Origin of the sequence: Iamia sp. SCSIO 61187 (assembly GCF_019443745.1) — a bacterium.
Classification (GTDB): Bacteria; Actinomycetota; Acidimicrobiia; order Acidimicrobiales; family Iamiaceae; genus Iamia.
On the sequence record NZ_CP050948.1, the window covers coordinates 1,926,121 to 1,938,677 of the forward strand.

The window sequence follows — 12,557 nt, forward strand, 5'->3', positions numbered from 1 at the left end:
ACGTGCCCGTCCCCGGCGGCGAGGGCGCGCGCCGCGAGCGCACCGGACCGGTCGAGGTGCGGCCGCCGCGCGGGCCCGCCGAGGTCATGGGGTTCGTCGCCGCCGGGAGCGCGGCGATGGCGGTGGCCGGGATCGCCACCGGGGCCGTCCTGCTCGGTGTCGTCGCCCTGGCGAGCGTCGCCTGGCTGGCCTCGCTCACCTACGTCTCGCTGACCGGTTGGGCCCGCGCCGACGCCGAGGGCGTCACCGTGCGGTGGGTGCGGAGCACGGTCGCCGTGCGCTGGGCCGAGACGGCGTCGATCGAGGTCGACCGGGGCGGGCCGCACGGCGCGCTGCGTGGCGTCGACGTCGTGCGCCACGACGGCGCCGCCGCCCGCTGGGCCCCCTGGTACCCGTTCCTCTGGTACGCCCACCGCTCCGTCGCCGCCAGCATCGACGAGCTCACGGCGCTGGCGGGCGAGCACGGTGTGCCCGTCTCGGTCGTGACCGCGCCGCCCGCGGCGCCGCGGACGCCGGGCCCCTCGTCCAGGTCCTAGGAACGAGGGGCGAGGCGCACGGGCACCCCGCCCGTGGGCCGGTTCACCACCATCCCCACCGGTGGGGGGATGGTCGATGTCGTCGGCGTCACGACGAGCCTCTGGGCCAGGCGGGCGAGGATCAAGGTGATGTCCATCTGGGCGAGGGCGAAGCCGATGCAGTTGCGCGCCCCCCGCCCGAAGGGCACCCACGCCGTCTCGGCGAGGACCCGGGCGTCGGCGTCGAGGTCGACCACGCGGTCGGGGTCGAAGCGGAGGGGGTCGGGCCACGCGGTGGGGTCGCGCCCGATGAGGTGGGCCGACCAGAGGATCAGCGTCCCGCGTCGGATGTGGTGGCCGCCGACCTCGACGTCCCGGACGGCCTGCCGCGGGCTGAGGGCGCCGGCGGGGTGCAGGCGCAGGGTCTCCCGCATCACCCGCTCGGCGGTGGCCAGCGCGGCGAGGCTCGCGTGGTCGGGGGCCGGCGCACCCGACCCCGGTGGTCCCAGCACGGCGTCGGCCTCGGCCCCCAGCGCGTCCCACATCCCGGCCGCGAGCGTCGCCTCCCACACGGCCCACGAGAGGGCGGCGGCCGTGGTGTCGTGGCCGGCACCGATCAGCGTCACGACCTGGTCGCGGATCTCGGCGTCGGACAGCGACCCGTCGGCGACGAGCACCTCGAGCACGTCGAGGGGGTCCCCGCTCGGGTGGGCCCGACGGTGGGCGATCTCGCCGTCGATGATGGCGTCGAGCGCCCTCCGGTCGGCCCGGACCCGGGATCGGGCGGTCCGGGGGAAGGGGTGCGGCAGCTGTCGCAGCGCCGGGGACTCGAGGTGGGCGGCCGGGCCACGGAACAGCTCCTCGATCTCGTCGACGCGGCCGGCCAGGCGGGGGCCGAACAGGGCGCGGACGACGACGTCGAGCACGAGGGTGCGGAGCAGGGGGGCCAGGTCGACGGTGTCGGAACCCTCCTCGCCGTCGCCCGGCGCTCGTGACCCGGCGGCGGCGAGCCAGGCGTCGGCGGCGACGTCGGTGCGCTCGACGATCATCGGGATCCAGCCGTTGAGGCGCCGGCGGCTGAACGCCGACCGGACCGACGATCGGCGCCGGGTGTGGTCGGCACCGTCGGAGACGATCATCGAGCCCGGCCCGACCACGAAGCCGAGGACGTTGAAGGGATGGCCCCACCGGAAGTCGTCGGTCGGGCGGGCGAACAGCTCGCGGGCGGCGGCCGGGTCGCCGACGATCGCCATGCGCACCGGGCCGGCGCCGAGGCCCACCATCGGGCCGTGGTCGGCCCGCAGCTGGTCGAGCACCGCGTGGGGCTGGCGGAGCAGGCGCCGGACCAGCCCGGGTTGGGCCCGCCACGGCGGCCGGGGGAGCGGGCGGGCGGCCACGGCCCCGCATCCTACGAGTAGAACGCGTTCTCGTTCTGAGTAGTGTCGGCGTCGTGACCGACCCTTCCCGCTCCGCCTTCGAAGCCGCCCGGTCCGGGGGTGTGATCGACACCTTCCTGGCCATGCCCGACACCCGGGCCAACCAGGCGGCCAAGTACGCCCGCATCCGGGAGCTGGCCAACGACGCCGGCACCAAGGACTCGTACATGCCGGCCGAGTACATGTTCAAGGGCGTGCCGACCTTCGAGGACGACGAAGTCGACGACCCCGTCCAGGTCGTCCTGGCCGAGATGTCCAAGCACCGCATCTCGACCTTCGTCACCGGCGTCCACGAGAACGAGCACTCGCGCCGGGCCGTGCGCGAGTTCCCCCAGCACTTCGTCGGGATGCTGAACGTCGACCCCAACGAGGGGATCGGCGCCCTGCGGACGATCGATGCAGCGGTGGAGGAGTGGGGGGACTCGCTGCGCTGCATCCACGTGTGGGGCACCGGGCTGATCCCGCAGGTCCCGCTGGACGACAAGCGCATGTGGCCCATCTACGCCAAGTGCATCGAGATCGGTCGCCCGATCATCGTCTACGCCGGCGTCCCGGGCCCCCGGATCCCGATGGCCCCGCAGCTGCCGATCCTCCTCGACGAGGTGTGCTGGTTCTGGCCCGAGCTCCAGATCGTCGTCCGCCACGGCGCCGACCCGTGGACCGAGCTGATGGTGAAGCTGATGCTCAAGTACCCGGGCCTGCACTACTCGACGTCGGCCTTCGCCCCGAAGTACTACCCCGAGGACATCATCCGCTTCGCCAACTCCCGGGGCGCCGACAAGGTCATGTACGCCGGCTACTACTCGGCCGGCCTCACCCTCGACCGCATCTTCTCCGAGCTGCCGAACGTCCCGTTCAAGGACGAGGTCTGGCCCAAGTTCCTGCGGGAGAACGCCGCCCGCGTCTTCGGCATCGCCCCGGTCGACCCCCCGTCGCCCTCCTAGGCGGCGGCGCCCAGACCGCGGGTCCAGAAGGGGCCCTCGCACCCAGGACCCCGGGCGCGACCCCGGGCGTGCGTTCTGACACCGCTGTCGGACACCGATGTCGCCTGGCGCGAACAGAACGGCGGTCAGACCCCGTGGGCGCCGGCCCCCGCGACGGTGACCTCGAGGAGGGTGGTCGGCGTCGACGGGGCCAGGGTGACCTCGGAGCCCGCAGGGAGGGCGACGGAGTCGTCCTCGGCGAGGTCGGTGGTGGCGCCGCCGGTGACGTACAGCAGGGTGAAGGCCGCCGTGGTCGTCCAGGTGAGCGGCGCCGTGCCGGTGGCACGCAGCAGGCGGACGTCGCCGACGCCGTGGGACGTCGCCGCGATCCCGGTCCGCTGCTCGTCCCACCCGTCGGCCACCGCGACCCACGGCGACGACGCCGACACGTGGCGGACGAACCGCTGGCCCCCGAACGACCGCTCGGGCCGAAGCTCCGGCGTCGGGAGCAGCACCTCGTGGTCGAGCAGCGTCGGGTGGGCCGCGGGCGAGCCGACCTCCACCACCTGGAGCCCGGGCGACGCCTCGAGCACGCGGTGGCGGATGCCCGGCGCCTGGAGCACGACGTCGCCGGCCTCGAGGGTGAACGGCGGCCCCTGGTCCTCGTAGACCACCCGCACCCAACCCGCCCGGCAGCAGATCACCTGGAAGTCGATCTCGTGGGCGTGGACGTCGTCGGGCACCGGGCCGCCCTCGGGGATCGTGATGTGGCTGGCGATCACCGCCCCGCCCCACCGCCCCGGCACGAGGTCCCGGTACCGCATCCCGGCCCGCCCCACGACCTCGTCGCCGCCCGCTCGCGCCGTGACGGTCGCACCGTCGTGGTGCCCCACCTCGGGAGGCCCGGTCCAGCCCTCGCGACGCAGGACGAGGCGGACCCCCTCGCCCGAGAGCACCGCCTCGGCCGGGTCGTCGGCCGGCATGATGCGGTCGAGCCGGAGCCCCTGCGCCCGGAGCGCGGCCAGGGTGGAGGCGAAGCCCGTCATCGCAGCGGGAACCCGACCACGGCCTCGAGCTCGGCGATGGCGACGTCGGGGTCGTCGACCTTGATGGTCTGCATGCCCATCTCGCGCGCCGGCTTGAGGTTGACGCCCAGGTCGTCGAGGAAGACGGCCTCCTCGGGGGCGATGTCGAGCTCTTCGCAGGCGTGCTCGTAGAAGGCCGGGTCCGGCTTGCGGGTGCCGACCCGCGACGACTCGACGATGACGTCGAAGAGTCCGAGCACCGCCCTGTGCGGGTCGGACGCGCCCGACATCTCCTCGGCCCGCATCGACACCACGTTGTTCGTCAGCAGCGCCGTCTTCAGCCGCTCGGAGCACCGGCGCACGGCCTCGACCATCGCCGGGCGCAGCTCGCCGCGCAGGAGGCCGAGCACCTCCATCCCGCTGACCTCGCCGCCGAGCGCGCGGGCCTCCTCCTCGAACAGGGCGCTGAACTCCTCCAACCCGACCTCGTTGCGCTCGAGCCGGGCCCAGGCGTTGGTGTGGTGGTTGGTGGCGTTGACCCGGCGGAGGAAGCCGTCGGGCAGGCCGCGCTGGGCCTCGTAGTGGGCGAAGGCCTCGAACGGGCTGGACAGGATCACGCCGCCGAAGTCGAAGAGCACGGCGGTGATCGTCGCCGGCGCCGTCTCGGGCCGGGGGTCGGACGCCATCACGACCCACCGAGGAGGTCGAGGGCGACGGCCTCCCACATCTCGGTCGACAGCCGCAGCGACTCGACGTCGACCCGCTCGTCGTCGCCGTGGAACATCCTCCCGTAGTCCTCGTAGCGGAACGAGCGGCTGAAGAGGCCGAAGCCGTACGCGGTGGCCCCCAGGCGGCGGAAGAAGCGGGCGTCGGTGGCGCCGGCGATCAGCATGGGCACGTTCTGGCTGCCCTCGTAGAACCGGCCGGCGACGCGGGCCAGCGTGTCCCACAGCGGCGAGTCCATGGGCGACTCCGAGGCCGGGTCGAACACGGCGGCCTCGACCGTCACGTCGTCGCGCAGGTCGCCGACCGCCTCGTGCACCATGCGCTCGATGTCGGCCGCGCTCTGCCCCGGCAGCGTGCGGATGTCGACCTCGAGCTCGACGGTGTCGGGGATCGTGTTGATCTTCGACCCGCCGCGGGCGATGTTCGGGCTGAGCGTCGTGTGGGTGCAGGCGTGGAAGAGCCGCGCCGTCCCGACGGGGAGCTGGTCGAGCCGCTCGTCGATCCGCTCGGCATCGAGGAGGGGAGCGGTCTTCTCGTCGGGCAGCCCCATCGCCTCCAGGTACCGGCGCCAGACCTCGCCGATCTGGGCCTCGGGCCGGAAGGCGGCGATGCGCCGCACGACCTCGGCCGCCTTCACCAGCGCGTTGTCGGTCTTGTACGGCTGCGACCCGTGGCCGGCCGTGCCCCGCACGGTGATGCGACACCAGTAGCAGCCCTTCTCGCCGACCATCACCGGCAGCTTGAGCCCGCCCGGGCTCTTCATGGGCATGCCCCCCGACTCGGTCAGCACGTAGTCGCAGCGGACGGCGTCGAGCTCGGCGTCGGCGAGGTGCTTGGCGCCCCACACCCCGGCCGCCTCCTCGTCGGCGACGGCCGCGAACACCAGCGTCCCCTCGGGCTTCCACCCGCGATCGGCCAGCCGCCGGGTCGCCACCGCCATCGACGCGGTGAGGTTCAACATGTCGACCGCGCCCCGGCCCCAGACCACCCCGTCGACCAGCTCGCCCCCGAAGGGGTCGCGCGACCAGGCGTCCTCGTTGACCGGGACGACGTCGGTGTGACCGAGCAGCGTGAGCGTCGGCGCCGTCGGGTCGCTGCCTTCGATGCGGGCGACCAGGCTCTGCCGGCCGGGGAGGGGTTCGTACACCTCCAGGTCGATGCCGGTGGGCTCGAGGACGGAGCGCAGGAGGTCGACCGACCGGGCCTCGTGGCCCGACACCTCGCGCCCGTCGTTGACGCACGCGTTGCGGATCATGCGCTGCAGCAGATCCGTCACCTCGGCGGTCGGGTCGTCGTGGATGGTGGCCATGGCGCGCAACCTATCGACTGGCGCACGGCGGATCGGCAGGCGTGGCCTGGGCGCGTGTGGGGTCCCATCCGCGACGACCCTTGACGGACGTAGTTGACTCTCACACGTCATGCCGACGCCTCGCACCATCCGTCACCACGTCATCGTCGACGGGTCGAACATCGCCACCGAGGGGAGGACGCTGCCGAGCCTCGCCCAGCTGGACGAGGCCGTGCGCGCCTTCCTCGAGGAGTTCCCCGACACGACGATCACCGTCGTCGTCGACGCGACCTTCCAGCACCGCATCGAGGCGCCCGAGCGCGACGCCTACGAGGAGGCCGTGCTCGCCGGAGAGATCGTGTCCCCGCCGGCCGGCGCCGTCGGCCGCGGCGACGCCTTCATCGCCGCCGTGGCTCAGAAGGCCGATGCGACGATCCTCTCGAACGACTCCTTCCAGGAGCTCCACGGCGAGTACCCGTGGATGTTCGACGAGGGCCGGATCATCGGCGGCAAGCCCGTCGACGGCGTCGGGTGGGTCTTCGTGGCCCGCACCCCGGTGCGGGGCTCGATCAGCCGGCGCTCGCAGCGCGACGCCCGCAGCAAGCCCAAGGGCGCCAAGGGCGGCAAGGTCGACAAGGACGCCGCCGCCAAGGCCGTCGAGGCCGAGGTGAAGGCGCGTCGTGCCGCGAGCGGCGCACCAGGCGCCGCCGTCGAGCCGGCCTCCGACACCAGGGGGAAGGCCAAGGGTCGTGGGCGGGGCAAGGGCGGACGGGGTGCCGGCGCCGATGCCGCGCCCGATGTCGTCGCCGACGCGCCTGCCAAGCCCAAGCGCACGCGCAAGAAGGCGGCTGCCGCGCCCGTCGAGGAGCCGACGGCGGCCGACGCGCCCGACGACGGTGGGTCCGGGGGCGGCCGCGGTCGGCGGCGGCGCAGCGGGAGCAAGGCTCCCGAGGCGGTCAACGAGCCTCAGCGGTTCCTGGCGTTCGTCAGCACCCATCCCGTCGGGAGCGAGGTCGAGGCCGTCGTCGACCGGTTCTCCTCCCACGGTGCCTACGTCGTGGTCGACGGAGCGCAGTGCTACGTGCCGTTGCGCGCCATGGCCGATCCTCCCCCTCGCAGCGCCCGCGAGGTGCTGTCCATCGGGGAGTCACGCACCTTCGTCGTCGAGTCGTTCGACTCGCCACGGCGGAGCATCGACCTGGCCGTGCCAGGTCTTCTCCAGGTGACGGGTAGCTCCGTCCGCGAACCAGACACCTCCCAGGAGGACACCGACATGGCACCCGCCAAGAAGGCTGCGGCCAAGAAGGCTCCGGCGAAGAAGGCCGCGGCGAAGAAGGCTCCGGCCAAGAAGGCCGCGGCGAAGAAGGCTCCGGCCAAGAAGGCCGCGGCGAAGAAGGCTCCGGCGAAGAAGGCCGCTGCGAAGAAGGCTCCGGCGAAGAAGGCTCCGGCGAAGAAGGCTCCGGCGAAGAAGGCCGCGGCGAAGAAGGCTCCGGCGAAGAAGGCTCCGGCGAAGAAGGCTCCGGCGAAGAAGGCTCCGGCGAAGAAGGCTCCGGCGAAGAAGGCTCCGGCGAAGAAGGCTCCGGCCAAGAAGGCCGCGGCCAAGAAGGCTCCGGCGAAGAAGGCTCCGGCCAAGAAGGCCGCGGCGAAGAAGGCTCCGGCCAAGAAGGCTCCGGCCAAGAAGCGCGCCTGATCACATCGCGGACGAGGGTGCTCGAGGGGGCCGGTCCGACCGGCCCCCTCGGACCGCGACCGATCACGGCGGACGGGTCACCACCACCGTGGCCCTAGGGTCGGCCGGGTGCGCATCGCCACCTGGAACGTCAACTCGCTGAAGGCCCGCATGCCGCGCGTCGAGGCGTGGCTGGCCGAGGCCGGCCCGGACGTGCTGTGCCTCCAGGAGACGAAGCTGGCCGACAGCGCGTTCCCCGCCCTGACCTTCCACGGCCTGGGCTACGAGTCGGTGCACCACGGGGAGGGACGGTGGAACGGGGTGGCCATCCTCAGCCGCGTCGGCCTCGAGGACCCCGCTCCGGGCTGGACCGACGACGGCGAGCCCGACCCCGACGCCCGCATCGTGTGGGCCACGTGCGGCGGCGTGCGCGTGGCGAGCGTCTACGTGCCCAACGGGCGCGCCCTCGACCACGAGCACTACCGGTACAAGCTGGCCTGGCTGGCCCGGCTCCGAGCCCACCTGGCGACGCACCACGCGCCCACCGACCCGGTCGTCGTGGCCGGCGACTTCAACATCGCCCCGACCGACCTCGACGTCTGGGACCCCGAGGTCTTCATCGGCTCGACCCACGTGAGCGAGCCCGAGCGGGCCGCCCTCGCCGAGCTCGAGGGCTGGGGCCTGCACGACACCTACCGCCGGCTCCACCCCGAGCCCGGCCACTTCACCTACTGGGACTACCGGGCGGGCAACTTCCACAAGGGCCTCGGCATGCGCATCGACCTGCTCCTCGCCACCGCCCCCGTGGCCGACGCGGTCACCGCCGCGGTCATGGACCGCGACGCCCGCAAGGGCACCAAGCCGAGCGACCACGCTCCCGTGTACATCGACGTCGAAGGGACGCCATGAGCGACGACCAGACCCACCTCGTGACCTCGCCGCGCGTGGCGGCCCAGTCCGATGCCGACATCTCCCCCCGGCGGGAGGCCCTGCGCCGCATCGCCGCGGCCAACCGCGACCTGATCGCCGACATGGTCGGCACCGAGGTCCCGCCCGACGACCTCGTCGCCGTGGCCGAGGAGCTCGAGGCCCTCGCCGCCCGCTTCCGCCAGGACCGCCCCCGCAGCATGTACGAGGGCATGGGCGAGGCCGCCCTCTCCGGCGGGGACTTCGGCTCCTTCTTCGACCACAGCCCCATGATCGGACTGGCCAACCCGCTGGCCCCGCCGATCCGCCTCGAGTTCGGCGAGGACTCCGTCGTCGGCAAGGTGACCTTCGGGGCCGTGTACGAGGGGCCGCCGGGGACCGTGCACGGCGGCTTCGTCGCCGCCGCCTTCGACGAGGTGCTGGGCTCGGCCCAGTCGTTCTCCGGTGCGCCGGGCATGACCGCCCGGCTGACCGTGAACTACCGGAAGCCGACGCCCCTCCACACCCCGCTCGAGATCGAGGGCCGCTTCGACCGGCGCGAGGGGCGCAAGGTCTTCACCACCGGGCGCATCGTGGCCGACGGCGTCGTCACCGCCGAGGCCGAGGGGCTCTTCGTCTCGATGGACGCCGCCCGCTTCCGCAAGCTCGCCGAGGGCTTCGACCGCCGCATGGCCGCCGGCTTCCTCGGAACCGACTGATCCTCGGTCACTCGCCTCGCGGGGACGCGAGCTTCGGCTACCGCCCGAGGTACCTCTCGACGTCGTCGGCCTCGGCCTCGAGGTGCTCCTTCAGGCCGGACACGATGGCCTTCTCGACCGCCCCGGCGACGAGCAGGGCCTTCACCTTCAGGTCGCCGTCGATGCGCCGGACGGTGGCGTCGTCGCCGGAGGCCGAGTACCGGTAGGCGCCGGTGCACCGGAGCCGGTCGGCGTAGTGGTCGGGGTGGAGGGTCACCGCCACCGAGCGGGTGGCCAGGTCGTGCACCGACCGCTCGACCCAGGTGAGCTTCCGCGGGTCCACCACCGCCGTCACTGCCGGGCTGAGGTCGGCGACGAACTGGTACCGGATCCGCAGCGTGACCACGTCCCCGTCCTCGGACCGGTCGAGCACGTCGGGCGGCCCCAGCTTGTCGTTGCCGCCCAGGGCCTCGTACAGCTCGGCGCTGGCGTAGGCCCGGGCCACCTCGTCGACCGGAGCGGCGATGGTCTGGGTCAGGTCGAAGCGCACGGGCAGATCATGGCGCCCCCGCTGCGGCCGCGTGGGCCGACACGATCCCGAGCAGGTCGTCGCCGTGCGTGTCGACCACCATGGGGCCCACGCCGAGGATGGCCCCCAGGGCGGCGCGGTCGGTGGGCCGGTGCCGGGCCACGTCGCCCAGAACCCGGTCGCTGGCGACCACCGCGGGGGCGATGCCGGCCCGGCGGGCGACCCGGGCCCGCCACGCGTGCAGCTCGTCGAGGAGGGCCCGGTCGAGGTCGTCGGCGACGGCCGTGCGGAGCGCGTCCCGGGAGCGGGCCAGCCCCTCGCCCGGATCCATGGTCATCAGCGCGTCGAGGTCGGCCTTGGCCGCGGCGAGGGCGTCGACGTAGCGCGACGGCCGACGAGCCACCGGGGCGTCGCGCATCGTCCGGGTGCTGGCCCACGAGATCCGCAACGTCTGCTCGGCCCGGGTGATGGCCACGTGGAGCAGGCGCCGCTCCTCGGCCTCGGCCTCGGGCGTCTTGGCGTAGGAGACGGGGACGAACCCCTCCTCCAGCCCGGCGATGTGCACGACCGGCCACTCCAGGCCCTTGGCGGCGTGGAAGGTGACGAGGTGGACGGCGTCGACGCCGCCGGGTCCGTCGAGCCCCATGGCCGTCATCAGCCAGCCCCGCAGGTCGCCGACGGTGGCCTCCGGCTCCATGGCGCTGTACTCGCGGGCGAGGCGGACGAGCGCCTCCAGCGCCTCCGACCGCTGGCCGTCGCGGCCCCGGGCCGCCTGCTGCTCGGCCACGTAGTCGTCGAGGTCGACCACGACGGTGCGGAGCGGGTGGCCGTCGCCGGGGGCGACGTGGCGCAGGGCGGCACCGATGTCGGCCCGGCCGGCCAGCGGCTCGGCCGTCCGGACGCGGAACGGGATCCGGGCCCGGGTGAAGGCGTCCTCGAACGGCTTCATCTGGCCGTTGGTGCGCACCAGCACCGCCTGGCTGTCCCAGCGGGTCCCGGGGCCGTGCAACGTGCGCGCCGCCCGGGCCACGCCCCGGGCCTCCTCGTGCTCGTCGCCGTAGGCCACCAGGACGGGGGGATCGCCGGCCGGGCGGCGGGCGAGGGGACGGGCCGCCCCGGGGCCCAGGACGGCGCCGGCGAGGTGGAGGATCTGCGGTGTCGAGCGGTAGTTGCCCCGCAGCTCGACGACGGCCGCCCCCTCGTGGTCCTGGGCGAAGCGGAGCAGGTAGCCGGCATCGGCGCCGTTCCAGCGGTAGATCGCCTGGTGCGGGTCGCCGACCACGCACAGGTCGGTCCGGTCGCCCAGCCACCCCGAGAGCAGCCGGTGCTGCAGCGGGTTCACGTCCTGGTACTCGTCGACGAACAGGTGGCGGAACCGCCAGCGCTGGGTGCGGGCGAACCCGGGCTCCTCGTCGAAGAGGTCGGCGCAGGTCCGCAGGATGTCGTCGAAGTCCATGACCCCACGGCGACGCTTGGCCTCCCGGTACTCGACGATGAGCGAGGCGACCTGCTCGAACGGGGCGCTGACCCTCCGGTCCTCCTGGTGGGCGGCGCTCGGGTAGTCGTCGGCCGAGATGTCGCGGGCGCCGGCCCACTCGATCTCCGACGCCAGCTCGGGGACGGGCAGGTGGCCCCGGCCGGGGAGCTCCCGCAGGAGGTGGCCCTTGTGCTGGAGGAGGGAGGGGAGGGTGGTGCCCCGGTCGTGCGACCAGATGCGGACCTGCGCCCACGCCATGGCGTGGAGCGTCCCCACGTGGGGCCGGTCCCGCAGGCCCATGCGCGCCAGGCGGGTGCCCATCTCCGTCGCCGCCTTGCGGGTGAAGGTCAGGGCCAGGACGTGGCGGGGGTCGGCGGTCCCGACGGCGACGCGGTAGGCGATGCGACGGGTCAGGACCCGCGTCTTGCCCGACCCGGCGCCGGCGATGATGCACAAGGGGTGGGTCGTCTCGGTGACGGCCCGCCGCTGGTCGGGGTCGAGGTCGGCGAGCAGGCGCGCCGTCTCCACGTCAGCGGTCGAGGACGGCGGACGCGAGGGCCAGGGTGCCCACGGCCAGGCCGACCACCCGCGCCGGCGCGACCGGCGCCCCGTCGGCACCGTCGCCCCGGCTCCGGCGGCGCCCGCCGAGGTGGAACGCCTTGCCCACGCTGAGGATGCTGCCGACCGATCCGACGCTGAGGATGCTGCCCGCCGACCCCACGCTCAGGATGCTGCCCGCCGACCCCACGCTCAGGATGCTCCCCGACGACCCGACGCTGAGGATGCTCCCGGCGGATCCGATCGAGAGCAGGCAGCCGGCCGACAGGATCGAGAGCTGGGAGCTGACGGACAGGATCGAGAGGTCCGCGTGCGCCGACAGCAGAGACAGGCGGCTGTGGGTCGACCAGCCCCCGGGCGGGATGCGGAGCCGGGTCGACGAGCGGGTGGGGAGCACGGTGACGACGGTACCGCGGGCATCCTCCGGTAGGTTCGGCCGGTGCCCGTCGACGTGACCGAGCAGAGGTTCGAAGAGCTGGTGGCGGAGGCCCTCGACGGCCTGCCGGCCGAGATCGAGTCCATGCTCGACAACATCGCCGTCCTCGTGACAGACGGGCGACCGGGTGGCCCGCTGGGCCTCTACGAGGGCACGCCGCTCACGGCGCGCGGGCAGTACGGGTTCATGGAGCTGCCCGACCGGGTCACCATCTTCCGGGTGCCGCTGTGCCTGATGGCCGACGACGAGGACCACCTCGTCCGCGAGGTCCGCATCACGGTCGTCCACGAGCTCGGCCACCACCTCGGCATCGACGACGCCCGCCTGCACGAGCTCGGCTACGGCTGACCACCCCGCAAGTAGCGTGGGGC

The 12,557-nt window shown here is 73.7% G+C and carries 13 protein-coding genes; 6 read left to right on the top strand and 7 right to left on the bottom strand.

Annotation, left to right across the window (positions count from 1 at the left end):
• Positions 1-2 precede the first annotated feature (2 nt).
• Entirely contained in the window at positions 3-536 is a 534-nt protein-coding gene (locus tag HC251_RS09280; RefSeq protein ID WP_219945016.1) for a hypothetical protein, read from the top strand.
• Here HC251_RS09280 and HC251_RS09285 read toward each other — a convergent pair.
• Positions 533-1,912, bottom strand: a complete 1,380-nt coding sequence (locus tag HC251_RS09285) for a cytochrome P450 (protein ID WP_219945017.1) — start codon at positions 1,910-1,912, stop codon at positions 533-535. The genes HC251_RS09280 and HC251_RS09285 overlap by 4 nt on opposite strands.
• Before the next feature lie 53 nt (positions 1,913-1,965).
• Between HC251_RS09285 and HC251_RS09290 the strand changes: the two genes are divergently transcribed.
• Complete coding sequence (locus tag HC251_RS09290; RefSeq protein ID WP_219945018.1) at positions 1,966-2,895, top strand: amidohydrolase family protein; 930 nt, start codon at positions 1,966-1,968, stop codon at positions 2,893-2,895.
• 125 nt (positions 2,896-3,020) lie between these two features.
• Here the strand turns inward: HC251_RS09290 and HC251_RS09295 are convergent, their stop codons facing one another.
• The 3 genes from HC251_RS09295 to HC251_RS09305 are packed head-to-tail and all read right to left on the bottom strand — an operon-like array spanning position 3,021 to position 5,934.
• The gene (locus HC251_RS09295) at positions 3,021-3,920 is read right to left on the bottom strand and encodes a hypothetical protein (protein ID WP_219945019.1); all 900 of its coding nucleotides are present in this window, start codon (positions 3,918-3,920) and stop codon (positions 3,021-3,023) included.
• Positions 3,917-4,585: an HAD-IA family hydrolase gene (locus tag HC251_RS09300; protein WP_219945020.1), complete on the bottom strand. Its 669-nt coding sequence runs from the start codon at positions 4,583-4,585 to the stop codon at positions 3,917-3,919. Before HC251_RS09300 ends, HC251_RS09295 begins: the two co-directional genes overlap by 4 nt.
• On the bottom strand, positions 4,585-5,934 hold the full coding sequence (locus HC251_RS09305) for a M20/M25/M40 family metallo-hydrolase (protein WP_219945021.1): 1,350 nt from the start codon (positions 5,932-5,934) through the stop codon (positions 4,585-4,587). Before HC251_RS09305 ends, HC251_RS09300 begins: the two co-directional genes overlap by 1 nt.
• 109 nt (positions 5,935-6,043) lie before the next feature.
• On the opposite strand from HC251_RS09305, the gene HC251_RS09310 reads away from it, so the two are divergent.
• From HC251_RS09310 to HC251_RS09320, 3 genes are all read left to right on the top strand, one after another.
• Positions 6,044-7,603, top strand: coding sequence for a histone H1-like repetitive region-containing protein (locus HC251_RS09310; protein ID WP_219945022.1), 1,560 nt, complete (start codon positions 6,044-6,046; stop codon positions 7,601-7,603).
• A gap of 108 nt (positions 7,604-7,711) precedes the next feature.
• The gene (locus HC251_RS09315) at positions 7,712-8,491 is read left to right on the top strand and encodes an exodeoxyribonuclease III (RefSeq protein WP_219945023.1); all 780 of its coding nucleotides are present in this window, start codon (positions 7,712-7,714) and stop codon (positions 8,489-8,491) included.
• The gene (locus tag HC251_RS09320; protein ID WP_219945024.1) at positions 8,488-9,207 is read left to right on the top strand and encodes a PaaI family thioesterase; all 720 of its coding nucleotides are present in this window, start codon (positions 8,488-8,490) and stop codon (positions 9,205-9,207) included. The genes HC251_RS09315 and HC251_RS09320 overlap by 4 nt, the downstream gene beginning before the upstream one ends.
• A gap of 37 nt (positions 9,208-9,244) precedes the next feature.
• Here the strand turns inward: HC251_RS09320 and HC251_RS09325 are convergent, their stop codons facing one another.
• From HC251_RS09325 to HC251_RS09335, 3 genes are read right to left on the bottom strand one after another with little or no spacing between them, the layout of a single operon-like run.
• Positions 9,245-9,736, bottom strand: a complete 492-nt coding sequence (locus HC251_RS09325; protein WP_219945025.1) for a DUF2505 family protein — start codon at positions 9,734-9,736, stop codon at positions 9,245-9,247.
• Between the two features lie 7 nt (positions 9,737-9,743).
• Complete coding sequence (locus tag HC251_RS09330; protein WP_219945026.1) at positions 9,744-11,720, bottom strand: ATP-dependent helicase; 1,977 nt, start codon at positions 11,718-11,720, stop codon at positions 9,744-9,746.
• Between the two features lies 1 nt (position 11,721).
• A complete protein-coding gene (locus HC251_RS09335; protein ID WP_219945027.1) occupies positions 11,722-12,147 on the bottom strand; it encodes a hypothetical protein in 426 nt (141 codons plus the stop codon).
• A gap of 42 nt (positions 12,148-12,189) precedes the next feature.
• On the opposite strand from HC251_RS09335, the gene HC251_RS09340 reads away from it, so the two are divergent.
• Positions 12,190-12,534 (top strand): metallopeptidase family protein, encoded by a 345-nt coding sequence (locus HC251_RS09340; protein WP_255566652.1) that lies wholly within the window; start codon positions 12,190-12,192, stop codon positions 12,532-12,534.
• The last annotated feature ends 23 nt before the right edge of the window (positions 12,535-12,557 follow it).

Excerpts from the sequence above, each read along its gene's own strand:
- HC251_RS09295 (WP_219945019.1), bottom strand. The coding sequence starts at position 3,920 with ATGACGGGCTTCGCCTCCACCCTGGCCGCGCTCCGGGCGCAGGGGCTC.
- HC251_RS09300 (WP_219945020.1), bottom strand. The coding sequence starts at position 4,585 with ATGGCGTCCGACCCCCGGCCCGAGACGGCGCCGGCGACGATCACCGCC.
- HC251_RS09305 (WP_219945021.1), bottom strand. The coding sequence starts at position 5,934 with ATGGCCACCATCCACGACGACCCGACCGCCGAGGTGACGGATCTGCTG.
- HC251_RS09310 (WP_219945022.1), top strand. The coding sequence starts at position 6,044 with ATGCCGACGCCTCGCACCATCCGTCACCACGTCATCGTCGACGGGTCG.
- HC251_RS09320 (WP_219945024.1), top strand. The coding sequence starts at position 8,488 with ATGAGCGACGACCAGACCCACCTCGTGACCTCGCCGCGCGTGGCGGCC.